We start from the raw sequence: 23240 nt of genomic DNA, 5'->3' as shown, positions 1-23240 counted from the left end.
TCATGGCGGGTTCCCACCAACTTCGGTTCGTGTCGGCCACGCACGACGACCCGCTGGCGCAGCCCCTGCTGGCCGAGCTGGCCGAGGAGTACGCGCAGCGCTACGGCGGCACGCCGAGCACGCACCTGTCCTGGCTGCCGGTGCCGGAGGCGGAGCTCGCGGCGCCGGACGGCGGGCTGCTGATCGGGGTGCTCGACGGCGTGCCCGTCACGGGCGGCGCGTTCCGGCGCTACGACGCCGAGACCGCCGAGCTGAAACGCATCTGGACCGACCGCGCGCACCGGCGCCGCGGTTACGCCCGGATCCTGCTGACGGCGCTGGAGGCCGAGACCGCCGCGCGCGGGTACCGGCGGCTGTACCTGATCACCGGCAACCGGCAACCCGAGGCCGAGGCGCTGTACGACGCGACCGGGTACACCCGGGTGCCCGCCGACCCGCTGCCGTCGTGGGGACCGTTCGTCCCGATCGCGTTCGAGAAGTGGCTGGTTCCCGACGGCCGGTGAATGTTGTTGACGCCGTGACGATTTCCGGGCTTCAGCCTTCGGCCCGTGCCAGGGCCGCGTCGGTCGCCTCCCGGATCGGGCCCCGCCACACGTCGCCGTGCCCCGGCAGCAGCACCTCGGTGTCGAGCAGGGCGAGCGCGGACAGGGTGCGGATGCAGTCCTGCTGGCTGTAGCTGAAGATCGCCGGCAGCAGCTGCGGTCCGCGGTGGCGCAGCAGCGGGTGGCCGGTGATCAGCGCGTCCCCGCTGACCAGCACGCCGTCGATCAGATACGAGCAGTGTCCGTTTGTGTGCCCGGGGCTGAAGACGGGCATCGGCTGGCCCGGCAGGCCGGCGGCCACCTCGGCCGTCAAGGGCTGGGCGGTGGGGATGCCGTCGCGGATCAGGCCGCCGCTGCGGACCACGTGGGCCGTCCACCTGGCCCACCGCGGCCGCCAAATGCGAAGCGCCACATCGACAATCGACACCTGCTCCAGGTACTCGCGTTTGGCGTGGCCCACCTCGTCGGCGTGGCAGTACACGGGGATGCCGTGCTCGCTCGCGAACCAGATAGCGGTGCCCAGGTGGTCGATGTGGGCGTGCGTCAACACGATGGCCCGCACATCGCCCGGGCCGTAGCCCAGCGCCGACAGCGAGCCCAGCACGTCGTCGCGGTCCCCGGGGTAGCCGGCGTCGACCAACATGACGCCGGTGTCGTCGGTGACCAGGGTCCAGTTGACCGCGTCGCCCTGGGCGAGGTGCACCGTGTCGGTGACCTGAACTAGCTCCGCCATGCCCGCGAGTGTAGGAGGAGCGATCGCAAGCGCGGCGAAGCCGGGCGCGGCGGGTCGCGACCATCGGCGGAGGAGCGATCGCAAGCGCGGCGAAGCCGGGCGCGGCGGGTCGCGACCATCGGCGGAGGAGTAGAAATGACCCGTGGCTGAACTGAAACTTGGATACAAGGCATCCGCCGAACAATTCGCACCACGCGAGCTCGTCGAACTCGCCGTCGCCGCCGAAGGTCACGGCATGGACAGCGCAACCGTCAGCGACCACTTCCAGCCCTGGCGGCACAAGGGCGGGCACGCCCCCTTCTCGCTGGCCTGGATGACCGCCGTCGGCGAACGCACCAAGCGGATCGTGCTGGGCACGTCGGTGCTCACGCCGACCTTTCGGTACAACCCCGCCGTCATCGCCCAGGCCTTCGCCACCATGGGCTGCCTGTACCCGAACCGCATCTTCCTCGGGGTGGGCACCGGCGAGGCGCTGAACGAGATCGCCACCGGATACGAAGGCGAGTGGCCCGAGTTCAAGGAACGCTACGCGCGGCTGCGCGAGTCGGTCCGGCTGATGCGCGAACTGTGGCTCGGCGACCGCGTCGACTTCGAGGGCGAGTACTACAAGACCAAGGGCGCCTCGATCTACGACGTGCCCGAGGGCGGCATCCCGATCTACATCGCCGCGGGCGGACCGCAGGTGGCCAAGTACGCCGGGCGCGCCGGCGACGGATTCATCTGCACCTCCGGTAAGGGCGAAGAGCTCTACAAGGACAAGCTGATCCCCGCGATGCGTGAGGGCGCCGAGGCGGCGGGCAAGAACGCCGACGACATCGACCGGATGATCGAGATCAAGATCTCCTACGACACCGACCCGGAACTGGCGCGGGAGAACACCCGGTTCTGGGCGCCGCTGTCGCTGACCGCCGAGCAGAAGCACAGCATCGACGACCCGATCGAGATGGAGAAGGCCGCCGACGCGCTGCCGATCGAGCAGATCACCAAGCGCTGGATCGTCGCGTCCGACCCCGACGAGGCCGTCGAGAAGGTCAAGGACTACGTCGACTGGGGGCTGAACCACCTGGTGTTCCACGCGCCCGGCCACGACCAGCGTCGCTTCCTCGAGCTCTTCGAGAAGGACCTGGCCCCCAGGCTGCGGCGACTTGCCTGAACCCTCAGCGATATACATCGCCGCTCCGGAACCGGAGACCGGCAAGTCGACGCTCGCGCTCGGACTGCTGCACCGCCTGACCGCGACCGTCGCGAAGGTCGGTGTGTTTCGGCCGATTACGCGGGTCACCGACGGCAAGGACCGGGACTACATCCTGGACCTGCTGCTGCGGCACACCACCGCGGGCGTGCCCTACGAGCAGTGCGTCGGGGTGACCTACCAGCAGCTGCACGCCGACACCGACGCCGCGATCGCGACCATCGTCGACGCCTATCACGCGATGGCCGACGACTGCGACGCGGTGGTGATCGTGGGCAGCGACTACACCGACGTGGCCCGGCCCGCCGAGCTCTCGGTCAACGCCCGGATCGCCGTCAATCTCGGTGCGCCGGTGGTGCTCACGGTCAGCGGCCGGGGCCGCACGCCGGACCAGGTGGCCGGCGTCGTCGAGGCGTGCCTGGCCGAGCTGACCGTCCAGCGCGCCCACACCGTGGCGGTGGTGGCCAACCGCTGCGAACCGGAACGGCTGGCCGACGTCGCCGAGGCGCTGGAGGCCTTCAGCCAGCGCAGCTACGTGCTGCCCGAAGAGCCGCTGCTGTCCGCCCCGACGGTGGCCGAACTTGAAACCGCGGTCAGCGGAACGCCGGTCAGCGGCGAGGCATCGCTGCGGGAACGCGAGGTCACCGGCGTCCTGGTCGCCGGGATGACGGCCGACCACGTGCTGGAACGGCTGAGCGACGGCATGGCGGTCATCACGCCGGGCGATCGCTCGGACGTGGTGCTCGCCGTGGCCAGCGCCCATGCCGCCGAGGGCTTTCCGTCGCTGTCGTGCATCGTCCTCAACGGCGGCTTTCGGCTGCATCCATCCATCGCGGCGCTGGTCGCCGGGCTGCGGCTGCGCCTGCCCATCGTCGCCACCACGCTGGGCACCTACGACACCGCCAGCGCGGCCGCCGCCGCCCGCGGCCGGGTCACGGTGAACTCGCAGCGCAAGATCGACACCGCGCTGGAGCTGATGGACCGCTACGTCGACGTCCCGGATCTGCTTGAGCGGCTTGCCATCCCGATACCCACCGTGACCACGCCGCAGATGTTCATCCACCGGCTGACGCTGCAGGCGCGGTCGGACCGCAAGCACATCGTCCTGCCCGAGGGCGACGACGACCGCATCCTCAAGTCGGCCGGCCGGGTACTGCAGCGCCGCGTCGCCGACCTCACCGTGCTCGGCGACGCGGCCCAGATCCGGCAGCGTTCGGGTGAACTCGGGGTGGACCTCGACGGTGCGCAGGTGATCGACCCGCGCACCAGCGACCTACGCCTCCAGTTTGCCGACCAGTACGCAGACCTGCGCAAGGACAAGGGCGTCACCCTCGAGCATGCCCGCGAGATCATGCGCGACGGAACGTATTTCGGCACGATGATGGTGCACAACTGCATGGTCGACGGCATGGTGTCCGGCGCCGCCCACACCACGGCGCACACCGTCCGGCCGGCCTTCGAGGTGATCAAGACCGTGCCCGACGTTTCCACCGTGTCGAGCATCTTCCTGATGTGCCTGCCCGATCGGGTGCTGGCGTACGGCGACTGCGCGATCATCCCCAATCCGACGCCCGAGCAGCTGGCCGACATCGCGATCTCTTCGGCGCGCACCGCGGCGCAGTTCGGCATCGAACCGCGGGTGGCGTTGCTGTCGTACTCCACCGGTGAGTCGGGCAGCGGCGAAGACGTCGAGAAGGTCAGGACCGCAACCGAATTGGTTCGGCGCCGCGCGCCGCAGCTACCGGTCGAGGGCCCCATCCAATACGACGCCGCGATCGAGCCGTCCGTCGCGGCCACCAAGTTGCGGGACTCGCCGGTGGCCGGCCGCGCCACGGTGCTGGTCTTCCCCGACCTGAACACCGGCAACAACACGTACAAGGCGGTGCAGCGCAGCGCCGGGGCGATCGCCATCGGGCCGGTGCTGCAGGGCCTGCGCAAGCCGGTGAACGACCTGTCCCGGGGCGCGCTGGTCGAGGACATCGTGAACACCATCGCCATCACCGCGATCCAGGCGCAGGGCATCCGTGGCTAGCTCGAATCGGGTTGTGCTGGTGATCAACTCGGGGTCATCCTCGCTGAAATACCAGCTGGTCGATCCCGATTCGGGTGAGGCCCGGGCGACCGGCAACGTGGAACGGATCGGCGAGGAGTCCTCGCCGGTCGCCGACCACGACGCGGCGCTGCGCCAGGCGTTCGACGCGCTGTCCGGGCAGGGGATCGACCTGCGTGCCTGCGGCCTGGTGGCGGTTGGGCATCGAGTCGTGCACGGCGGCAACACGTTCTACAAGCCCACCCCGGTGGATGACGCGGTGATCGACAAGCTCGACGAGCTTTCGGAGTTGGCGCCGTTGCACAACCCGCCGGCGGTGAAGGGCATCGAGGTGGCGCGCAAGTTGCTGCCCGACATTGTCCACATCGCGGTCTTCGACACGGCGTTCTTCCACGACATGCCGCCGGCGGCGGCGACCTATGCGATCGACCGTCAGGTAGCCGAACGCTGGCAGATCCGTCGCTACGGATTCCACGGCACGTCACACCGGTACGTGAGCCAACAGGCCGCCGCGTTCCTGGGCCGGCCACTGGGCGGGCTGAAACAGATTGTGCTGCATCTGGGTAACGGCTGCTCCGCGTCGGCTATCGCCGGTAACCGGCCCCTCGACACGTCGATGGGCCTGACCCCGCTGGAGGGCCTGGTGATGGGCACCCGCAGCGGTGACATCGACCCAAGCATCGTCGCCTACCTGTGCCACACCGCGAAGATGGGCGTCGACGAGGTGGAGTCCATGCTCAATCAGCGGTCCGGGGTGCTGGGCCTGTCCGGCGAGCGGGACTTCCGACGGTTGCGCGAGATGATCGAATCCGGGGACGGCGCGGCGCAATTGGCCTACAGCGTGTTCACCCACCGGCTACGCAAATACGTGGGCGCCTACCTGGCGGTGCTGGGGCACACCGATGTCATCACCTTCACCGGCGGCATCGGGGAGAACGACGCGGCCGTGCGCCGCGACGCGCTGGCCGGGCTGGAGGAGTTGGGCATCGTGCTCGACCAGCGCCGTAACCTGGGCGGCGGCAAGGGCGCCCGGCAGATCTCCGCCGAGGAATCCCCGGTCGCCGTGCTGGTCATCCCGACCAACGAGGAGCTGGCCATCGCCCGCGACTGTGTGAGCGTGTTAAGCGGTTAGGAAGCCCAGGCTCTTTCGTCCGGTGCCCACCGACGGCGTGGGATCCGCCCCGACGGTCCGCACCAGCAGTTCGTGGTACACGTCGCGAAAGTCGGTGGTGTACTTCAGGTCCCCGTTGTCGAGGTCGGTGAGGCTGGGCTCGTCGCCGTAGAAACCGCCCCGAACGGGTGCGCCCGCAACGAAGACGGGCCCGGCCGTGCCGTGGTCGGTGCCTTGGGAGGCGTTGGCCCGCACCCGGCGGCCGAACTCCGAATACGCCATCACGACGACGTTGCGGCCGGCCACCTCCCGCAGGAATTTGGTTATCGCGTCGTCGAACGTGCCGAGCAGGCGTTGCTGTGTGTCGCGCTCTGAAGCGTGGGTGTCGAAGCCGCCCAGTTGCACCGTGTACACCCGCGTCGGCACGCGAGCCTTCACCGCGTCGGCCACCAGGCTCAGCTGCGCCGACAGCGAATTACGCTGTTGCCCGGCGACTTTGATCGATTCAAACGCCTTGGCGGTGGTGCGTGCCGCCCGGTAGGCCTTGCACACCGCGGCCATCGCGGGGGTGTCGTCGGGGTCGTCGGTGCCGAGCGCCTCCATCAGCGCGTCGGCGCCTCGCCCCGCCGGCGCCGAGGCGGTGGAAAGCGCTGCGGCGGTGAACTTTTCCCCGACCGCCAGCGGCGGGAGGACGGGACCGATGTTGACCGCGCGCAGCGGGTCGTCGCCGGTTGCATCGAGCCAGCGGCCGATCCAGCCGGTCGACACGGGCTCGGCCGGCGAAGCCGTTTGCCAGATATCCATGGACCGGAAGTGGCTGTGGTCGGGCCGCGGATAGCCTACGCCGCGCACGATGGCCAGCTGCCGGCCGCCCCATAACTGGGCCAGGCCCTTGAGCGCGGGGTTGAGCCCCAGCATCTCGTCGAGGCGCAGCACCTCGCCGGGGCCGTAGGCGAGCTCGGGCCGGGCATCGTGATAGGCGTTGTCCCCGTAGGGGATCAGGGTGTTGATGCCGTCGTTGCCGCCGTACAGCGTCACGAGCACCAGCACGCCCGCGCCGTCGGGCAGCGGCCGGTCCTGGGCCGCGCGCATCAGGTCGGGCCAGCTGACCGCCACGGCCGTCGACAACAGGCCGGCCGCGCCGACGCCCGCGCTGGCGACCAGGAACTTGCGGCGGTTCATCTCGGGCATTTCGGATCTCGTTAGGACGTCAGGTATTCGGGCGTGTTGACGGCGGCCGCCACCAGCAGCGGTGGGGTGCCGGTCAGGGGTCGCAGGGCGGCGGCGGTCCGGTCCGACCAATCTCCGATGCCGAACAGGTAGCCGACCGCGTCGATGCGGTCACCGCGGGCGGCGCCCTCGATGCCGGACAGGTCGCCGGCGTGTGCCAACCGGCCGGCGGTCCGCAGCCGCGCCTCGGCGCTGGCGGTGGACAGCCATACTTGGCCGTGCGGCCAGCCGCCCACGCTCGGGGGATAGAAGGGCCGCTGTCCGAGCGCGCGCAGCGCGCCGTCGGCGACCTGCCGCGTGGATGCGTCGACGGGCACCCGCAACGCGCGCATCACACCGACGAGCCATTCGACCGGGGGGTTGACGACAGTGGCGCGGCCCCCAGTGAATTCGTCGTCGGTGAGGATCGCCCGCGTGAGCGCGCCCAGGTCGCGGCCCGGCCCGTAGGCGGAGACCAGTCGGTCGATCGCGCGGCGCGACGGCGGGTCGTCGGAGGCCAATTGCCGCCACAACCGTCCGGCCACGTACTCCGCGGACTTGGGCTGCGCCAGCACCGCATCGCAGAATCCCGCGGCGTCGAAATCGCCGGTCTGCCCGAACAGCTTCTTGGCCGACCCGTCGTGGCGCCGCGGGGCTATCGAGGTGTGGCCGTCCTCTCCGATCACCCACCCCGTCAGCGCGCGGGCGCCGTTGCGTACGTCGTCCTCGGTGTAGCCGTTGCCATGGCCAAGGGCGAACAGCTCCATGAATTCCCGCGCGAGGTTCTCATTGGGCGCCTTGGCCGTGCTGGCCTGCCCGTCCAGCCAGCGCAGCATCGCCGCGTCGGTCAGCATCGCGTAGGCCAGGGTGCGGAAGTCGCCCAGCGACAGGCTCCGCAGCTTCTGGTTCTGTGCGGCCATGTACGCCGCCACCCGCACCTTTTGCGCCGAGGTGGCGAAGTGGTTGTGCCACAACAGGGTCAATTTCTCTCGTAACGGCTGCCGCACGCTGACCATGCGGCGCAGCCACCAGTCGGCGAGCGCGCCCTGTTGTTCGGACAGCTGCTGGTTGTATTGCTTGCGCGCCGCGGGCGCGGCGCCCTTTCCCGGCGCTCGGGGCGGCGGCAGGGTGGGCATCGGGGTGGCGATCGCGCCGGGGTCGGCGTCGGGGTTCGCGGCCAGCATGGCGTCGACGTGACTTGCCCAGTCGTCGGTGAGCGCGGCGTCCACCTCGGGTCCGGTCACCCCGAACCCGGCCCGACGCAGCGCGCGGGCCGTGGTGATCCATGCGGTGGACTGCCCCGGCATGCGTCAACTGTGCGGCATGTACCTATGTTTTCCCTGTGGATGGCCGCACACCCCGGCCGCCGCCGCGGTGCGAATCTGCCCGGTATGGAAAAACCGTTCATCGGCAGCGAGGCACTGGCGATGGGCGTCGTCACCCGTCATCAATTGCGCACGCGCTTCCGCGCCGTGTTTCCCAACGTGTACTTGCCGAATGACGTGATGCCGACGCTCGACGGGCGCATCGCCGCCGCATGGCTGTGGTCGGGTCGGCGGGCCGTCATCACCGGAGCCGCCGCCGCGTCGTTGCACGGTTCCCGCTGGATTCCGGACGACGTTCCCATCGAGTTGGCCTTCAACCGGTCTCGCGCACCGCGTGGCGTGCTGACGAGGCGTTACGCGTTGATCGATGGCGAGACCCAGGTCGTGCGCGGGATGCTCGTGACCACCCCTGAGCGCACCGCCTTCGACATCGGCCGGCGCGGTGCGATCCGCTCGGCGGTGGTGCGCCTCGACGCCCTCGCTCGCGCAACGGGATTCAAGGTTGACGATGTGCTGAAGGTTGCACAAGCTCATCCGGGCTCACCGGGGCTGCGGCGCCTCGAGACCGCGCTGGAACTCGTCGACCCGGGGTCGGCTTCGCCGAGGGAAAGCTACCTACGTCTGCTTCTCATCGACGCGGGCGTTCCCCGCCCGCAGACGCAGATACCCGTAATCGGCGATGACGGCATCCCGTTCGCCTACCTCGACCTGGGTTGGCCTGAACAGTTGGTGGCCGTCGAATACGACGGCGACCAACACCGCACGGACAGAAGGCAATACGTCAAGGACATTCAACGTCTCGAGATGCTCGAGGAGATGGGGTGGATCGTCGTCCGGGTCGTCGCCGAGGACCGGCCCGCCGCGATCGTGCGCCGGGTGCGAGCCGCGCTGGCCGCGCGGCGTTCGATGGTGCTCTGAGCGTTGGGTGTGCTCTGATGGCTTTCGCTGTGCATCGAGGGCGGGGCTTCTCGGCGTGTCGCCGCCATGCCTGCACACTCAACGCCGTGGCAGCACACTCAACGTCGGAAGAGACAGCCTAAAACGTGCTGGTCGGCCGCACCTTGTTGGCCATGTCCACCAACGCGTAGCGATGCCGTTGGGTGGGCGCGACCCGGGCCAGGTTGCGCAGCGCGGCCTCGACGCCAAGCCGCAGCCCGTGCTCGGTGAACGGGAATCCGAGGATGTGGTTGGTGCTGGCCTCGTTGTCCTCCAGCCAGTCCATCGCGCAACCCAGCACCAGCGCGCGGATCTGCAGCACCCGGGGTTCGGTGGGCGGCAGCGCCTCGACCCGCCGGGCGGCGTCGCGGATGTCCTCCTCGCTGATCTCGCTCTTCGACCGGCCGGACAGCAGGGTCACCGCGCTGGTGAGGCGCGCGGTGGTGAAATGCCTTGAGGTGGGCGGTACCTCGTCCAGCGTTCGCACCGCGGCGGCTCGATCGCCCGCGGTGGACAGCCATCGCGCCAGCCCGAAAGCCGCCGAGATCACGCCGTCGTTGGTCTTCCACACCGTCTGGTAATACTTCTGCTCGTCCACGTCCCCGGCCAGCTCGGCCGTGGCGGCCAACGCCAGCTTGGGCGCCAGCTCGCCCGGGAAGGTGTCCAGCACCTCGGTGAAATGCGTTGTGGCGGAGTCGTAGTCGCCGGTGAGAAGCTCGGCGACGGCCCGGTACCAGACCAATCGCCACTGCCAGCCCACCCGCTCGGCCAGGTCGTCCAGCTTCCGGGTGGCCTTGGCAACGTCGCCCAGGTCCAGCAGCGCGCGGACCTCCATCAGCGGCAGTTCGATCGACTCGGACACCTCGACGCCGTCGGCGTCCAGCGTGCCGTGGCGGGCCGCGCGCAAGGAGTCCAACGTCTGCACGGGCTGGGACAGCACGGTCGCCTGCAGGACCGGCGCCGCGACGTCGGCCGGATCGACGAGCGGCACCTGCAGCGCGGTCACGATCTCCCGCGCCGTCAGCCGCTCGGAGTGCACCTGGCCGTCGAGGTAGACGTCGGTGTGCGCGACCAGCAGGTCCACCCCGAACGTGGAGCGGCTGGGGCTGAAGATGGTCGACAGCCCGGGCCGCGGCACCCCGGTGTCCTGGGCGACCACCTCCCGCAGCACGCCCATCAGCTGGGCGGACAGCTCCTCGGTGCTGGCGAACCGGCGCCGCGGGTCCGGGTCGGTGGCGCGGCGCAGCAACCGGCGGTACGAGTCGTATTCGGTGAGCACCGGGTCGTCTTCGGGCAGGCCGTCGACGTAGCGGCCGTTGCGGGTGGGCAGGTTCACCGTCAGCGCCGCGAGCGTGCGCCCGACGGTGTAGATGTCGGTGGCGACGGTCGGGCCGGTCCGCACGATCTCGGGCGCCTGGAAGCCGGGCGTGCCGTAGAGGTAGCCGAACGAGTTGACCCGCGACACCGCGCCCAGGTCGATCAGCTTCAGCTGCTCCTCGGTGAGCATGATGTTCTCCGGCTTGAGGTCGTTGTAGACCAGGCCGATGGAGTGCAGGTACGTCAGCGCCGGCAGGATCTCCAGCAGGTAGGCGATGGCCTCGGCGACCGGCAGCTTCTTGTCCTTGCCGTGCTTGAGCGGCTGCCCGCCGATGTACTCCATGACGATGTAGCCGACCGGATTGCCTTGCCGGTCCTTGTGTTCCACGAAGTTGAAGATCTGCACGATCTGCGGGTGCACCACCTCGGCCAGGAACTGCCGTTCGGCCATCGCGATCGCCTGCGCCTCGGCGTCACCGGAGTGGACCAGGCCCTTGAGGACCACCGGGCGGTCGTTGACGTTGTGGTCGACCGCCAGGTACACCCAGCCCAGGCCGCCGTGCGCGATGCAGCCCTTCACCTCGTACTGGCCCGCGACGATGTCGCCCGGATTCAGCTGGGGCAGAAACGAATACGCGCTGCCGCAGGCGGGGCACCAGCCCTCCGACTTGCCCTTGCCCTCCTTGCCGGACCGGCCGACCGGTTTGCCGCAGTTCCAGCAGAACCGCTTGCCCTCCGGCACAACGGGATTGGTCATCAGGGCCTCGACCGGGTCGATGTCCCGCACCCGCGGAATCTCGACCAGGCCGCCGCCGAGGTGCCTGACCGGCGGCAGCACCCGCGTCCCCACCGTCAGCTGCGGATCACTGTCCATGGTGCCCAGCGAGATGTGCGGGAAGTCGTCGTCGTCATCGTCGTCGAAGTCGGGCCGGAACAGCGCCTGGGTGGCCTGGATGCGACCCGTCACCGGGCCGCCCTGCGTATCCGGCGGTTGGGTGCCGGGGTTCACGTCTTCGGCGGATTCCGGCTGTTCCGTCTTCTCCGGCTCGGCCATCAGTCCAGATACCTCGGCGTGGGTGGGGCGGGCGCGGGCCCCAGCACCGTCAACCACTTGCGGTACAACGTGTTCCACGTGCCGTCCCGGCGGATCCGCTCCAGGGTGCCGTTGACGAACCGGACCAGCCCGGTGTTGGTGAGGTTGACCCCGATGCCGTAGGGCTGGGTGGCCATGTTGGGCCCGACGATGTGCAGGTAGGGGTCCTCTTCGACCAGCCCGGCCAGGATCGAGTCGTCGGTGCTGACGGCGTCGATCTCGCGCTGCTGCATCGCCACCAGGCAGTCGGCCCAGTTGACCACCGACACGACCACCGGCGGCGGGTCGATCTGGCGGATCCGGTGCAGCGAGGTGGTGCCCTTGGCCACGCACACGCGCTTTCCGGACAGGTCGCCCACCTTCGCGATCGACGAATCCCGCGGCGCCAGGATGCGCTGGTTGGCGTCCAGGTAGACCGTCGAGAAGTTGACCTGCTTGCGCCGCTCGCAGGTGATGGTCATGGTCTTCACCACGACGTCGACCTCGGAGCGCTGCAGGGCGGTGACGCGCTCGTCGGACGACAGGATGCGGTACTCGACGTGCGAGGGGGCGCCGAAGATGTCGCGGGCGATCTCGCCGGCGATGTCGACGTCGAAACCGGTGATTTCGCCGGTGATCGGGTCGCGGAAGCTGAACAGGTTGCTGCCGATGTCGAGCCCGACGATCAGCCGGCCGCGGGCGCGGATGTCGGCGACCGCGGCGTCCGCCTCGGCCTTGTTCGGGAAGGGCCGCAGGCTCGCCGTCAGGTCGCAGTTCTGGCTGCCGTCGTCCGCCGGGAGCGGCGCGTCCGGCGGCAGCTGCTGCATGCCGACCGGGGTGGGCGGCGGCAGCGTCGGCACGGTGGCCACCGTCAGCTGTTCGGTGTGCGCGCACCCCGCGAGCACCCCCACGGTTGCCAGCGCGGCGAGCGCGGCGAGCGCGCGCGTCATCATCGATACTCTTTCAGCCGCGGCCACAGGCCCAGCGCCACCGCGATGGCGGCGCCGAGGCTGAGCACCACCCCGCCGACCTGGGCGCCGGACAGCCCGCTCCGCGCGTTGAGGACGTCGTTGCGCAGGTGCGTGCGGCTCTGGTCCATGGCCTTGACCAGCTGGTCCTCGAGCTTGTCGAACGCCGGCGTGGAGTCGTTCTCGCTGCTGCCCAGCGCGACCTGGGTGGCGGCCCGGTAGTTGCCCACCGAGATGTAGGAGTTGATCCGGTCGTTGGCCTGCCGCCAGCGCAGCAGCAGCTGATCGGCGCCCTCGAGGTCGGGCTTGTCGACGGCGTCGCTGCGGACCATGTACTGGTCGAGCTGGGAGTGCATGGAGTCGATGCGTTGATAGAACGACTGCTTGCGCTTCTCCTCGTCCCCGCGGCGAATCAGCGACAGCGTCTCGTCGGCGCGCGCCTGCTGCGCGGTGATCGCGACGTTGGTCACGATCCGCAGCGAGTCCGCGGCGGTGTTCTTGGCGCTCCGGCTGGCGGCCGTGGAGATGGTCAACGCAGTTCCGACCCATACCACCATGACGAGAATAGCGAGGCCGCCGACCACCAGGCCCGGGTTTATTCGGCGCCGGGTGCGGCGGGCCAGCCACCGATGGGCGAAGGCCCCGAAGACCGCGGTGGCGCTGACCACCAGGATGACCGGCGCCGGGATCTGCGTGGACGCGGTCGTTTCCGCGTCCACCCGCTCCGAGGTGGCCTGATACAGCTGCGCGGCGTCGGGCAGGATCGTCGACTGCATCAGACCCGAGGCCTCCGACAGGTACGACGACCCGACGGGATTGCCCTCCCGGTTGTTGGTGCGCGCGATTTCGATCAGGCCGGTGTAGACGGCGAGTTCGGCGTTGATCCGGCCCAGCAGCTGCACCAGCGGTTCGTCGGTGAGCCCGCTGGAGGCCCGGGTCACCGCGACCGACGCGTCGGTGATCGCCTGCTCGTAGCGCTGCCGCACCGGTGGCGGCTCGGCCTCGGCGATGAACGCGGTGGCCGCCGCCGCGTCGGCGACCGACAGCGTGGTGTACAGCCGCCCGGCGGCGAACGACAGCGGCTCGGTGTGGTTGAGCACCGTGGTCAGCACCTGCTGGCGGTGGTTGATGGTGGTCGAGGTGGCGAAGGCGCAGATACCGCCGAGCACGGCCAGCACGATGCCGATGGTCAGGATGCGGCCGGGCGTGGTGGAGATGAACCACCAGCGCGGATGGGCTGGTTCGACCGGCGACCGCGACCCCTGCGGCTCCGTCGACGGGTGCGCCAGCTCAACCGTCACGTCGAATCAGCCCTCATCTTTCGCGACCACTGGAACGCTTCACGAACTCAATAAGCGAATTCTAAGAGGATGTTGCGGCGGATGGGTGGAGGCAGAGCAATTGACCAGCGATCTCGTGCCTATCCTGAACTCGTGCAGGGCGACGGTGACGGTTGGGTGGTATCCCGCAGCGGCGCCCACTATTGGGGCCGGTTCGGGGCGGCGGGCCTGCTGCTGCGGGCCCCGCGGCCGGACGGCAGCCCCGCGGTGCTGCTGCAGCACCGCGCGGTGTGGAGTCATCAGGGCGGGACGTGGGGCCTGCCCGGCGGCGCCCGCGACAGCCACGAGTCGCCCGAGGAGACCGCGGTTCGCGAGGCGCACGAGGAGGCCGGCCTGCCCGGCGAGCTGCTGACCGTGCGTTCGACGGTCGTCACCGCCGAGGTCACCGGGCTCGGCGGCGCGCGCTGGACCTACACCACGGTGGTCGCCGACGCGGCCGAGTTGCTGCCCACGGTGCCCAACGGGGAGAGCGCCGAGATGCGCTGGGTCGCCGAGGACGAGGTGGCCGAGCTGCCGCTGCATCCGGGTTTCGCGGCGAGCTGGCACCGGCTGCGCAGCGCCACCGCGCTGCTGCCGCTGGGCGACGCCGACGAGCGCCGCCGGCACCTGCCGCGCACGATCGAGATCGAGGACGGCGTCTTCGTCTGGTGCGTGCCAGGGAATGCCGACGAGGCGCCGGCGCATCCCCGGATCAATTCGCTGCTGCAAGCGCTGAGCTGAGCCGTTGCGCCGCGTCCCGCGGGTCTTCGGCCGCGGTGATCGCGCGCACCACCACGACGCGGCGGGCGCCCGCGGCGAGCACCTCGGGCAACCGCTGGGCGTCGACGCCCCCGATCGCGAACCACGGCTTGTGTCCGCCGATCGCGGCGGCCGCCCGCACCAGCGCCAGGCCCGGCGCCGCGCGGCCCGGTTTGGTGGGGGTGGGCCAGCACGGGCCGACGCAGAAGTAGTCGGCGGGGCCCGCCGCCGCCGCGGTCGCCTGGTCGGGGTCGTGGCTGGACAGGCCCAGCAGCGTGTCCGGCCCGACGAAGTCGCGCGCGATGTCCAGCGGCAGGTCGCCCTGCCCCAGGTGCAGCACGTCGGCGCCTGCCGCGCGGGCGATGTCCGCCCGGTCGTTGACCGCGAACAGCGCGCCGTGCCGGTGGGCCGCGTCGGCCAGGATCTCGCAGGCCGCCAGCTCGTCGCGCGCCTCGAGGGCCCCGAACCGCTGCTCCCCGGGCGACCCCTTGTCGCGCAGCTGAATGATGTCGACCCCGCCGGCCAGCGCGGCGTCGGCGAACTCGGCCAGATCGCCCCGTTCCCGGCGCGCGTCGGTGCACAGATACAGCCGCGCGGCCGCCAGCCGATCAACTCGTTGATGCACACCGCGACGCTAGCGCGCTAGCGTGGAGGCCGAAGAACCATACAGACACGGGAGTCCCGGGAACGGGGTCTGAGAGTGGGCGCGCCTGCCCTTACCGTCACACCTGATCCGGGTCATGCCGGCGAAGGGAGGCCAACATGCCAGCAGACCGCGGGTCGTTGGCGGTCATCGGCGGCGGCGTGATCGGGCTGTCGGTGGCGCGCCGCGCGGCGCAGGCCGGCTGGTCGGTGCGGGTGCACCGCACCGACGCCTTGGGCGCGTCCTGGGTCGCCGGCGGCATGCTGGCCCCGCACAGCGAGGGCTGGCCGGGCGAGGAACGGTTGTTGCGGCTGGGCCTGGAGTCGCTGCGGCTCTGGCGCGAGGGCGGGTTCACCGACGGGCTGCCGCCGCACGTGGTGACCGCCCGGGAGTCGTTGGTGGTGGCCGTCGACCGGGCCGACGTCGCGGACCTGCGCACCGTCGCCGACTGGTTGTCCGCGCAGGGGCACCCGGTGGTCTGGGAGTCCGCGGCGCGGGATTTGGAACCGCTGCTGGCGCAAGGGATCCGGCACGGCTTTCGGGCGCCGACCGAGCTGGCGGTGGACAACCGCGCGGTGCTCGACGCGTTGTCGACGGAATGCGAACGCCTCGGGGTGCAATGGGCGCCGCCGGCGCGCGACCTGTCGGCGGTCGACGGCGATGCGGTCGTGATCGCCAACGGTATCGACGCCCCCGCGCTGTGGCCCGGGCTGCCGGTGCGCCCGGTCAAGGGCGAGGTACTGCGGCTGCGCTGGCGGCGCGGCTGTATGCCGGTGCCGCAGCGCGTCATTCGTGCCCGCGTGCACGGGCGGCAGGTGTACCTGGTGCCCCGCACGGACGGCGTGGTCGTCGGCGCCACCCAGTACGAGCACGGGCGCGACACGGCCCCGGTGGTCTCGGGGGTGCGCGACCTGCTCGACGACGCCTGCGCGGTGTTGCCGGGGCTCGGCGAATACGAGCTGGCCGAGTGCGCCGCCGGGCTGCGCCCGATGACGCCCGACAACCTGCCCCTGGTCCAACGCCTGGACGAGCGAACCCTGGTGGCCTGCGGCCACGGCCGATCCGGGTTCCTGCTCGCGCCGTGGACCGCCGAGCAGATCGTGTCCGAACTCGCCCCGGTGGGAGCCCAGTCATGATCGTCGTGGTCAACGAACGCAAGCTCGACGTCGACGAGCGGACCACGGTGGCCGCGCTGCTCGAGTCGCTGGGGTACCCGGACCGCGGCGTCGCGGTGGCCATGGACGACGCGCTGCTGCCCCGCTCCAGTTGGACGACAACGCTTTTCGACGGCGCTCGGCTCGAGGTGGTGACGGCGGTGCAGGGTGGCTGACTCCTTGAAACTCACCATCGGTGACCGCAGCTTCGCCTCGCGCCTGATCATGGGCACCGGGGGAGCGACCAGCCTGGCCGCGTTGGAGGAGGCGCTGGTCGCGTCGGGCACGGAACTGACCACCGTCGCGATGCGGCGGGTCGACGCCGAGGGCGGGACCGGGCTGCTGGACCTGCTCAACCGGCTCGGCATCACGCCGCTGCCCAACACCGCGGGGTGCCGCGGCGCGGCCGAGGCGGTGCTCACCGCGCAGCTGGCCCGCGAGGCGCTGAACACCAACTGGGTCAAGCTCGAGGTGATAGCCGACGAACGCACGCTGTTGCCCGACGCGGTCGAATTGGTCCGGGCGGCCGAGCAATTGGTCGACGACGGCTTCGTCGTGCTGCCCTATACCAACGACGACCCGGTATTGGCGCGCCGGCTCGAAGACGCCGGATGCGCGGCCGTCATGCCGCTCGGTTCGCCGATCGGCACGGGCCTGGGCATCACCAACCCGCACAACATCGAGATGATCGTCGCCCGGGCCGGCGTCCCGGTGGTGCTCGACGCCGGCATCGGAACCGCCAGCGACGCCGCGCTGGCGATGGAATTGGGTTGCGACGCCGTGCTTTTGGCCACCGCGGTGACCCGGGCCGCCGATCCCGCGACGATGGCGGCCGCGATGGCCGCCGCCGTCACCGCCGGCTATCTGGCCCGCCGGGCCGGGCGGATTCCCAAGCGCTTCTGGGCGCAGGCGTCCAGCCCGCAACGATGAAACGGTATGTGGCGCTGGGCAGTTCGATGGCCGCCGGGCCCGGCATCCGGCCCCGTGCCGCTGGCGCGCCGTTCGGCTCGGGCCGGTCGGCGCGCAACTATCCGCACCTGGTCGCGCAGCGCTGCGGCCTCGAACTGGTGGACGTCACCTTCTCCGGCGCCACCACCGCACACGTGCTCGCCGAGCGGCAGCGCGGCGCATCGCCCCAGATCGCCGCCCTGGACGGCTCGGAAGGCTTGGTGACCATCACGATCGGGGGCAACGACGTCGGCTACATCCCGCTGCTGGTGGCCGCCTCGTTGCCGCGCCCGGTCAAATGGCTGCCGCTGCTCGGTGCGCGCATCACCGAACTGCTGGACTCCGACGCGCGGAACCGGGCCCTCGACGCCGTGTTCGAATCCCTCTGCGCGGTCGGTCATGCGGTGCGCGAGCGCGCCCCGCGGGCCCGCGTCGTCTTCGTCGACTACCTGACCGTCCTGCCGCCCGCGGGTGCGCCGGCCGCCCCGCTCTCGCAGGCGGACGCCGACCTCGGTCGCCACGTGGCCGCGACACTGGAACGGCTCACGGCCGACGCGGCGACGGAAACCGGCTGCGAAGTGGTCCGGGCCGGCGCGGCCAGCCGGGACCACCATGCGTGGTCGGGCGACCCCTGGACCACCAGACCCGGTGTGCCGCTACCGGGCCGGGCGGCGCCGCTGCACCCGAACGCCGCCGGGATGCGCGCCGTCGCCGACCTGGTGGCCGCGCTGTGCTGACGGGTCAGCCGTTGGTGCGCCACCACTGGTAGAGGGCGTTGACGTCGGAGTTGGCCGCCGTCAGATGGCCCAACACGTTCTTGGCGTCGGTGGTCCAGGTTAGCGTCGCGTAGTTCTTGTAGGTGCCGCACGCGATCTGGCCGCCCGTCTGGCCGTTCTGCTTCCAGGTGCCCGGTGACTGCCCGGCGTCGCCGCAGGCGGCCAGCGACACGTCCTTGATGGTGGAACTGAACGCCGCGCCCAGATTCGTACCGTTGGAGAAGAGGGCGTACACGCCGGAGCCCGGTCCGCTCGGGTCGGGGCTTTGCCCGCACAGCAGCTCGGCCAGTTCGCCGGATTCGGTCAACTCCTGCGGCTTGCAGTTGTTGAGGCCGTAGCCCTTCGACAGGTTGGCGGCCAGCGTGTTCATGTCGGCGGCGCTGCCGGTGTTGGGTTCCGCCAGCGCTGTGCCGCTGCCCGCCAAAGCCAGACTGCCGGTGAGAGCCGCGGCCGACACGACTCGCAGCGTGGTGATGAGATGTGACATTTCGTTGACTCCCTGCGGTTGTTGGTTGGATGGTGCGAAATCCCTTACCCCCCAAGGTGAACGTCAGCCGTTGGCCCGCCACCACTGATACAGCGCCGCGGCGTCGGTGTTGGGTCCGCGGATGTAGCTCAAGATGTTCTTGGAGTCCGTGGTCCAGATGATCTCGGCGGCGTTCTGATACGTCCCGCACGCCACCTGGCCGGCATTGCCGCTGTTGCTGCCCTGGTGCCAGCTGGTGGGCGACTGGCCGCTGTCCCCGCAGGCGCCCAGCACGTCGTCCTTGATGCTGGCCTTGAACGAGCCGACCAGATTTTCGCCGTTGTTGAACAGGATGTACTTGGCCTGGACCGGTCCGCTCGGGTCGGGGCTCTGTCCGCAAGTCAGCGACGCCAGTTCGCCGGTGGTGATGCTCTGGGCGGTGCAGTTGTTCAGCCCGTAGCCCTTTGACAGCGACGCCGCGAGTGTGTTGATGTCCGACGAGCTACCGGTATTCGCGGGATCCGCGGTCGCGGTGGCGCTTCCCGCTAAGCCGGAAACGCCCACGAGCGCGGCGGCTGTGGCGGACCGCAGCGCGTTGCTGAGATGGGACATCCTCCGACTCCTTAGCGATTGTCACTAACTAGGGATCGTAGGGCTATGTCCTGACAAAGCAACACATTCCGCTGGCAATTGTCTGTCTGGTCATCGTTCCCGACGCCGCCTCGCAACGGGCCGTTAGCCAGCTGTTTTGAAAGATGCTGGCGGTCAGTTCTTTTCGCTTTCCCGGTCGCCTTTCGCCGGTGAGGCGACCTCGAGGCCCTCGCGCCGCACCCCGGCCGGGCCGGAAGGGATTTTCAAATTGCTAGTGCCGCCGCGACTGTGCTCGGGTATGGTTAGCACCGCTTTACGCCAGCTAACATCTCGGGACTGGAGAATCCATGACACAGCCGCCGGCACCGCCCCCTCCGCCGCCTGGTTACCCGCCGCAGCAGCCCGCCGGGCAAGCGCCGAATAACTATTTGGTGTGGTCCATCCTGGTGACCCTGTTCTGCTGCCTCCCCTTCGGAATCGTGGCAATTGTCAAGTCCAGCCAGGTCAACGGGCTCTGGGCGCAGGGCCGCTACGCCGAGGCGCAGGCGTCCGCCGACAGCGCCAAGAAATGGGTGATCTGGTCGGCGGTCGTCGGTGTGATCGTCGGCATCATCTACGGCATCTTGATGGCGGTCGGCGCGCTGAACACGAACACCAACGCGGCGCTCGCCGCGATGTTCTAAGGCAGCGACCATGGTGACCCGCCAAGGGTCGGTGCCATCGGGTTTGGGTGCGCCGCTGGTGGTGGCCGCGTCCGCGACCCTGATGTGCGCCGCCATCTGGGCGGGTGACCCGACAACCCCCCACGGTCCGCTGCCGGTGTGTCCCACCAAGGCGCTGTTGGGGATCGATTGTCCGGGGTGCGGCAGCCTGCGCATGCTGTATTCCCTGATGCACGGCAACGTAATGGCGGCCGCCAGGTTCAACGCGTTGGGCCTGGCGGCTGTCGTGCTCCTGGTGTGGGCATACCTCGCCTGGACCTATGGACGGCTGGCGGGCAGAAGGGTGCGGAGCTGGCAGCACGGCCGCTGGGCCGCGGCGGTGACCATGACGCTGGTCGTGGCGTGGTTTGTGGTGCGCAACATCCCCTTTGCCCCCTTCAACGCGCTCTACGTCTGATACCGCCGTGTCCTGATCCCAGCCGCTCGGACCGCGGATTAACCTGGGGCGCGATGAAGAAATTCTCGGTGATCCCGGCGGCGCTCCTCGTCGTCGCGCTGGCCGCGTTCTCGGCCGGCTGCTTCCATCGGTCCTCGCCACCGCCGGGCGGCAACCCCGCCGCGGCGGAGTTCGCCGGCGCGTTGCACGACAAAGTCACGACCGACGCGATGATGGGGCACCTGACGAAGCTCCAGGATATCGCCAACGCCAACAACGGCACCCGTGCCGTGGGCACCCCCGGTTACGAGGCCAGCGTCGATTACGTCGTAAACGCGTTGCGAGGCAGCGGTTTCGACGTGCAAACGCCGGAATTCTCGGCGCGGGTGTTTCACGGGGACAAGCCCGAGGTGACCGTCGGCAACAAGCCGGTGGAGGCCCACGCGCTCGACTTCAGCCTTGGCACGCCGCCGGAAGGGGTGAGTGGACCGCTGCTACCCGTCGGCACCGGCCCCGCCTGTGCGGCCTCCGATTACGGCGACCTCCCGGTGCGGGGGGCCGTGGTTTTGGTGGACCGCGGCAACTGCCCCTTCGCGCAGAAGGAGGAGGCCGCGGCCCAGCGCGGGGCGGTCGCGATGATCGTCGCCGACAACGTCGACGAGCAACAGATGGGCGGCACCCTGGGGCCGGACACCAACGTCAAGATCCCGGTGGTGAGCGTGACCAAATCCGTCGGCGTGCAACTGCGCGCGCAGCCGGGCCCGGCCACCATCAAGCTGAACGCCAGCGTCCAAAGCTTCAAGGCCCGCAACGTGATCGCCCAGACGAAGACCGGCTCGACGAGCAACGTCGTGATGGCGGGCGCGCATTTGGACAGCGTGCCCGACGGTCCTGGCATCAACGACAACGGCTCGGGCGTTGCCGCGGTGCTGGAAACCGCGCTGCGGCTGGGGAGTTCGCCACCGGTGCGCAACGCGGTGCGGTTCGGCTTCTGGGGTGCCGAGGAGCTCGGCCTGATCGGATCGCGCAACTACGTCGAATCGCTGGACTTGGCCGCGCTCAAAAACATTGCCCTGTATCTGAACTTCGACATGCTCGCGTCGCCGAACCCGGGCTACTTCACCTACGACGGTGACCAGTCGCTGCCGGCGGACGCTCGCGGCCAGCCGGTGGTGCCGGAGGGTTCGGCCGGCATCGAACGCACCCTGGTCGCCTACCTGAAATCCGCCGGGAAGACCGCGCAGGACACCTCGTTCGACGGCCGCTCCGACTACGACGGGTTCACCCTCGCGGGCATCCCCGCCGGCGGCCTGTTCTCCGGTGCCGAGGTGAAAATGTCTGCGGAGCAAGCCAAGTTGTGGGGCGGGACGGCCGACCAGCCGTTCGACCCCAACTATCACCAGCGGACCGACACCCTTGATCACATCGACCGGACCGCGCTGGGCATCGACGGCGGCGGCGTCGCCTATGCGGTGGGCCTGTACGCCCAGGATCTCGGCGGCCACAACGGAGTGCCGACGGTGGAGGACCGCACACGTCACGTGCTAACCAAATCATGATCGCCCGGCTGGGCGCGACGCTGCTGCTGGTCGCCGGGCTGCTGGCGGGCTGCTCGTCGACGCGGCCCGGATCACCCGGTGCCCCACCGGATCTGGGTCGAGGGCTGGCCGCGAAGGTCACCTCCGACGCGATGTTCACCCACCTGCGGGCGCTGCAGAACATCGCCAACGCCAACAAGGGGAACCGGGCGGACGGCACGGCGGGTTACGACGCCAGCGTCGACTACGTGGTTAAGGCCCTGCGGGACAGGGGTTTCGAGGTTTTGACGCCGCAGTTCGACCGGCTGTACAACGTGTCCCCGGGCCGGCCGGCGATGACGGTCGGCGGCCGCAGCTACGCCGTCGACCAGGCCTCGCTGTTGGTCCAGACACCGCCCGGCGGCCTGACCGGGCCCGTGGTGCGGCCCAGCCAACCGTCGGGCTGCGCGGCCGGCGATTACCCCGCCGCGCTGCCCAAGGGTTCGATCGCCGTCGTCGACGACGCGCGTTGTTCGGTGGTGGAAAAGCAGAACAGCGCGGTGGCCAAGGGCGCGGCCGCGCTGATCGTGCTCAGCGCGCCCGCCGGCCAGGGCGCCCCGGCCACGTTGTTCAACCCCGGCTACTTCAAGCAACTGACCGTGCCTGTCGCGGTGGCCAATCCCGCGGCCGCGTCCGCACTCGGCGGCACCAGCGCGCCCATCCGCCTGGTGCTGGACGCCCAGAACATCAAGATCACCTCGCGAAACGTGTTGGCGCAGACGAAGACCGGTTCGCCGCACGAAGTGATCGTGGTTGGCGCGCATCTCGACAGCCCGCGCGGCGGCCCGGGCATCAACGACGACGGCACCGGGGTGGCCGCGGTGCTGGAAACGGCGCTGCAACTGGGCCCGCTGGCCCCGGTGAACAACGCGGTCCGCTTCGCGTTCTGGGGCGCCGACGAGGACGGGCTGAACGGCGTCATGGACTACGTGTTCGGCATGGACGGCGATCAGCTCAACGACATCGCGATGTACCTGAACTTCACCACGCTGGGTTCGCCCAACGCCGGGTTCTTCACCGACGACGGCGACCAGTCCGGTCCGCCCGCCCCCGGGGTGACCTACGCGGACGTCCCCGACGGCTCGGCCGGCATCGAGCGCACCCTGGGCGGCTATCTCAACCTGGCCGGGAAGCGGCCCGCGGACATGCCGCTGAGCACCCTCGCCGACTACCACCCCTTCATGGTCGCGGGCGTGCCGATCGGGGGCCTGACGGGCGGGGCGTCACAGCAGAAGACGACCGTTCAGGCCCGCCTGTGGGGCGGCCAGGCCGGCGCCCCGTTCGACCCGAACTATCAGGGCCCGCGCGAAACCGTCGACAACATCAACCGGGAAGCGTTGGCCATCATGGGTTCCGGCGCCGCCTACGCGGTGGGCAGTTACGCGGAATCCATCGGCGGCGTCAACGGCGTGCCGCCGCATGACAAACGGCATCGGACCCGGATGCCGTAACTT

23 protein-coding genes and 1 riboswitch are annotated in these 23240 nt (G+C 70.0%); of the genes, 14 read left to right on the top strand and 9 right to left on the bottom strand.

Annotated features, from left to right (window positions below; all coding sequences use genetic code 11):
* Nucleotides 1-2 precede the first annotated feature (2 nt).
* Nucleotides 3-503, top strand: coding sequence for a GNAT family N-acetyltransferase (locus tag A5730_RS11920; RefSeq protein WP_067900115.1), 501 nt, complete (start codon nt 3-5; stop codon nt 501-503).
* A 31-nt stretch (nt 504-534) separates the two neighbouring features.
* Here the strand turns inward: A5730_RS11920 and A5730_RS11915 are convergent, their stop codons facing one another.
* The gene (locus tag A5730_RS11915) at nt 535-1275 is read right to left on the bottom strand and encodes an MBL fold metallo-hydrolase (RefSeq protein WP_067900112.1); all 741 of its coding nucleotides are present in this window, start codon (nt 1273-1275) and stop codon (nt 535-537) included.
* Between the two features lie 142 nt (nt 1276-1417).
* On the opposite strand from A5730_RS11915, the gene fgd reads away from it, so the two are divergent.
* The 3 genes from fgd to A5730_RS11900 are packed head-to-tail and all read left to right on the top strand — an operon-like array spanning nt 1418 to nt 5649.
* Nucleotides 1418-2428, top strand: coding sequence for a glucose-6-phosphate dehydrogenase (coenzyme-F420) (fgd, locus tag A5730_RS11910; protein WP_067900108.1), 1011 nt, complete (start codon nt 1418-1420; stop codon nt 2426-2428).
* On the top strand, nt 2421-4499 hold the full coding sequence (gene pta, locus A5730_RS11905) for a phosphate acetyltransferase (RefSeq protein ID WP_067900105.1): 2079 nt from the start codon (nt 2421-2423) through the stop codon (nt 4497-4499). Before fgd ends, pta begins: the two co-directional genes overlap by 8 nt.
* Before the next feature lie 13 nt (nt 4500-4512).
* Nucleotides 4513-5649 carry an acetate kinase gene (locus tag A5730_RS11900; protein WP_067900102.1) on the top strand — a complete coding sequence of 379 codons (1137 nt, stop codon included), beginning with the start codon at nt 4513-4515 and terminating at the stop codon, nt 5647-5649.
* Here A5730_RS11900 and A5730_RS11895 read toward each other — a convergent pair.
* Both A5730_RS11895 and A5730_RS11890 read right to left on the bottom strand, forming a co-directional pair.
* The gene (locus A5730_RS11895) at nt 5638-6819 is read right to left on the bottom strand and encodes a DUF1501 domain-containing protein (RefSeq protein ID WP_067900099.1); all 1182 of its coding nucleotides are present in this window, start codon (nt 6817-6819) and stop codon (nt 5638-5640) included. The genes A5730_RS11900 and A5730_RS11895 overlap by 12 nt on opposite strands.
* 11 nt (nt 6820-6830) lie before the next feature.
* Nucleotides 6831-8144, bottom strand: coding sequence for a DUF1800 domain-containing protein (locus A5730_RS11890; RefSeq protein WP_067900098.1), 1314 nt, complete (start codon nt 8142-8144; stop codon nt 6831-6833).
* A gap of 84 nt (nt 8145-8228) precedes the next feature.
* Between A5730_RS11890 and A5730_RS11885 the strand changes: the two genes are divergently transcribed.
* A complete protein-coding gene (locus tag A5730_RS11885) occupies nt 8229-9080 on the top strand; it encodes a hypothetical protein (RefSeq protein ID WP_067900251.1) in 852 nt (283 codons plus the stop codon).
* 118 nt (nt 9081-9198) lie between these two features.
* On the opposite strand, the gene A5730_RS11880 is transcribed toward A5730_RS11885, so the two are convergent.
* The 3 genes from A5730_RS11880 to glnX are packed head-to-tail and all read right to left on the bottom strand — an operon-like array spanning nt 9199 to nt 13756.
* Nucleotides 9199-11469, bottom strand: coding sequence for a serine/threonine-protein kinase PknG (locus A5730_RS11880; RefSeq protein ID WP_067900095.1), 2271 nt, complete (start codon nt 11467-11469; stop codon nt 9199-9201).
* Nucleotides 11469-12440, bottom strand: a complete 972-nt coding sequence (locus tag A5730_RS11875) for a glutamate ABC transporter substrate-binding protein (protein ID WP_156745779.1) — start codon at nt 12438-12440, stop codon at nt 11469-11471. Before A5730_RS11875 ends, A5730_RS11880 begins: the two co-directional genes overlap by 1 nt.
* Nucleotides 12437-13756 carry a protein kinase G-activating protein GlnX gene (gene glnX, locus A5730_RS11870; protein ID WP_067900088.1) on the bottom strand — a complete coding sequence of 440 codons (1320 nt, stop codon included), beginning with the start codon at nt 13754-13756 and terminating at the stop codon, nt 12437-12439. The genes A5730_RS11875 and glnX overlap by 4 nt, the downstream gene beginning before the upstream one ends.
* Before the next feature lie 132 nt (nt 13757-13888).
* Between glnX and A5730_RS11865 the strand changes: the two genes are divergently transcribed.
* Nucleotides 13889-14515, top strand: a complete 627-nt coding sequence (locus A5730_RS11865) for an NUDIX hydrolase (protein ID WP_067900086.1) — start codon at nt 13889-13891, stop codon at nt 14513-14515.
* On the opposite strand, the gene thiE is transcribed toward A5730_RS11865, so the two are convergent.
* On the bottom strand, nt 14487-15158 hold the full coding sequence (gene thiE / locus A5730_RS11860; RefSeq protein ID WP_067900082.1) for a thiamine phosphate synthase: 672 nt from the start codon (nt 15156-15158) through the stop codon (nt 14487-14489). The two genes, A5730_RS11865 and thiE, sit on opposite strands and share 29 nt — an antisense overlap.
* Nucleotides 15159-15195: 37 nt before the next feature.
* Nucleotides 15196-15305: riboswitch (TPP riboswitch) on the top strand.
* Between thiE and thiO the strand changes: the two genes are divergently transcribed.
* From thiO to A5730_RS11840, 4 genes are all read left to right on the top strand, one after another.
* Nucleotides 15296-16312, top strand: coding sequence for a glycine oxidase ThiO (gene thiO, locus A5730_RS11855; protein ID WP_067900248.1), 1017 nt, complete (start codon nt 15296-15298; stop codon nt 16310-16312). It overlaps the preceding riboswitch by 10 nt.
* On the top strand, nt 16309-16506 hold the full coding sequence (gene thiS / locus A5730_RS11850) for a sulfur carrier protein ThiS (protein WP_055403834.1): 198 nt from the start codon (nt 16309-16311) through the stop codon (nt 16504-16506). Before thiO ends, thiS begins: the two co-directional genes overlap by 4 nt.
* The gene (locus tag A5730_RS11845; protein WP_067900079.1) at nt 16499-17260 is read left to right on the top strand and encodes a thiazole synthase; all 762 of its coding nucleotides are present in this window, start codon (nt 16499-16501) and stop codon (nt 17258-17260) included. The genes thiS and A5730_RS11845 overlap by 8 nt, the downstream gene beginning before the upstream one ends.
* Entirely contained in the window at nt 17257-18015 is a 759-nt protein-coding gene (locus tag A5730_RS11840; RefSeq protein WP_067900075.1) for an SGNH/GDSL hydrolase family protein, read from the top strand. The genes A5730_RS11845 and A5730_RS11840 overlap by 4 nt, the downstream gene beginning before the upstream one ends.
* Nucleotides 18016-18019: 4 nt before the next feature.
* Here A5730_RS11840 and A5730_RS11835 read toward each other — a convergent pair whose 3' ends face one another.
* Entirely contained in the window at nt 18020-18541 is a 522-nt protein-coding gene (locus A5730_RS11835; RefSeq protein ID WP_067816545.1) for a serine/threonine protein kinase, read from the bottom strand.
* 63 nt (nt 18542-18604) lie between these two features.
* The gene (locus A5730_RS11830; protein WP_067900074.1) at nt 18605-19132 is read right to left on the bottom strand and encodes a serine/threonine protein kinase; all 528 of its coding nucleotides are present in this window, start codon (nt 19130-19132) and stop codon (nt 18605-18607) included.
* A 326-nt stretch (nt 19133-19458) separates the two neighbouring features.
* Between A5730_RS11830 and A5730_RS11825 the strand changes: the two genes are divergently transcribed.
* The 4 genes from A5730_RS11825 to A5730_RS11810 are packed head-to-tail and all read left to right on the top strand — an operon-like array spanning nt 19459 to nt 23237.
* Nucleotides 19459-19794 carry a CD225/dispanin family protein gene (locus tag A5730_RS11825; RefSeq protein ID WP_067900071.1) on the top strand — a complete coding sequence of 112 codons (336 nt, stop codon included), beginning with the start codon at nt 19459-19461 and terminating at the stop codon, nt 19792-19794.
* A 10-nt stretch (nt 19795-19804) separates the two neighbouring features.
* Entirely contained in the window at nt 19805-20230 is a 426-nt protein-coding gene (locus A5730_RS11820; RefSeq protein ID WP_055403840.1) for a DUF2752 domain-containing protein, read from the top strand.
* 53 nt (nt 20231-20283) lie between these two features.
* Nucleotides 20284-21768, top strand: coding sequence for a M28 family metallopeptidase (locus A5730_RS11815; RefSeq protein ID WP_067900067.1), 1485 nt, complete (start codon nt 20284-20286; stop codon nt 21766-21768).
* Nucleotides 21765-23237 (top strand): M28 family peptidase, encoded by a 1473-nt coding sequence (locus A5730_RS11810; protein ID WP_067900065.1) that lies wholly within the window; start codon nt 21765-21767, stop codon nt 23235-23237. The genes A5730_RS11815 and A5730_RS11810 overlap by 4 nt, the downstream gene beginning before the upstream one ends.
* Nucleotides 23238-23240: the final 3 nt, after the last annotated feature.

It is taken from the genome of Mycobacterium sp. ACS4054, from assembly GCF_001667275.1.
In the GTDB taxonomy this organism is placed as follows: domain Bacteria; phylum Actinomycetota; class Actinomycetes; order Mycobacteriales; family Mycobacteriaceae; genus Mycobacterium.
This window is presented reverse-complemented; position numbering and strand designations above follow the sequence as displayed.

Bases quoted from the DNA above. Each gene is read 5' to 3' on its own strand.
- A5730_RS11895 (WP_067900099.1), bottom strand. From the start codon at position 6,819: ATGCCCGAGATGAACCGCCGCAAGTTCCTGGTCGCCAGCGCGGGCGTC.
- A5730_RS11885 (WP_067900251.1), top strand. From the start codon at position 8,229: ATGGAAAAACCGTTCATCGGCAGCGAGGCACTGGCGATGGGCGTCGTC.
- thiO (WP_067900248.1), top strand. From the start codon at position 15,296: ATGCCAGCAGACCGCGGGTCGTTGGCGGTCATCGGCGGCGGCGTGATC.
- A5730_RS11835 (WP_067816545.1), bottom strand. From the start codon at position 18,541: ATGTCACATCTCATCACCACGCTGCGAGTCGTGTCGGCCGCGGCTCTC.
- A5730_RS11825 (WP_067900071.1), top strand. From the start codon at position 19,459: ATGACACAGCCGCCGGCACCGCCCCCTCCGCCGCCTGGTTACCCGCCG.
- A5730_RS11830 (WP_067900074.1), bottom strand. From the start codon at position 19,132: ATGTCCCATCTCAGCAACGCGCTGCGGTCCGCCACAGCCGCCGCGCTC.
- A5730_RS11890 (WP_067900098.1), bottom strand. From the start codon at position 8,144: ATGCCGGGGCAGTCCACCGCATGGATCACCACGGCCCGCGCGCTGCGT.
- A5730_RS11840 (WP_067900075.1), top strand. From the start codon at position 17,257: ATGAAACGGTATGTGGCGCTGGGCAGTTCGATGGCCGCCGGGCCCGGC.
- A5730_RS11815 (WP_067900067.1), top strand. From the start codon at position 20,284: ATGAAGAAATTCTCGGTGATCCCGGCGGCGCTCCTCGTCGTCGCGCTG.
- A5730_RS11875 (WP_156745779.1), bottom strand. From the start codon at position 12,440: ATGATGACGCGCGCGCTCGCCGCGCTCGCCGCGCTGGCAACCGTGGGG.
- A5730_RS11820 (WP_055403840.1), top strand. From the start codon at position 19,805: ATGGTGACCCGCCAAGGGTCGGTGCCATCGGGTTTGGGTGCGCCGCTG.
- A5730_RS11915 (WP_067900112.1), bottom strand. From the start codon at position 1,275: ATGGCGGAGCTAGTTCAGGTCACCGACACGGTGCACCTCGCCCAGGGC.
- A5730_RS11920 (WP_067900115.1), top strand. From the start codon at position 3: ATGGCGGGTTCCCACCAACTTCGGTTCGTGTCGGCCACGCACGACGAC.
- thiS (WP_055403834.1), top strand. From the start codon at position 16,309: ATGATCGTCGTGGTCAACGAACGCAAGCTCGACGTCGACGAGCGGACC.
- A5730_RS11880 (WP_067900095.1), bottom strand. From the start codon at position 11,469: ATGGCCGAGCCGGAGAAGACGGAACAGCCGGAATCCGCCGAAGACGTG.
- A5730_RS11810 (WP_067900065.1), top strand. From the start codon at position 21,765: ATGATCGCCCGGCTGGGCGCGACGCTGCTGCTGGTCGCCGGGCTGCTG.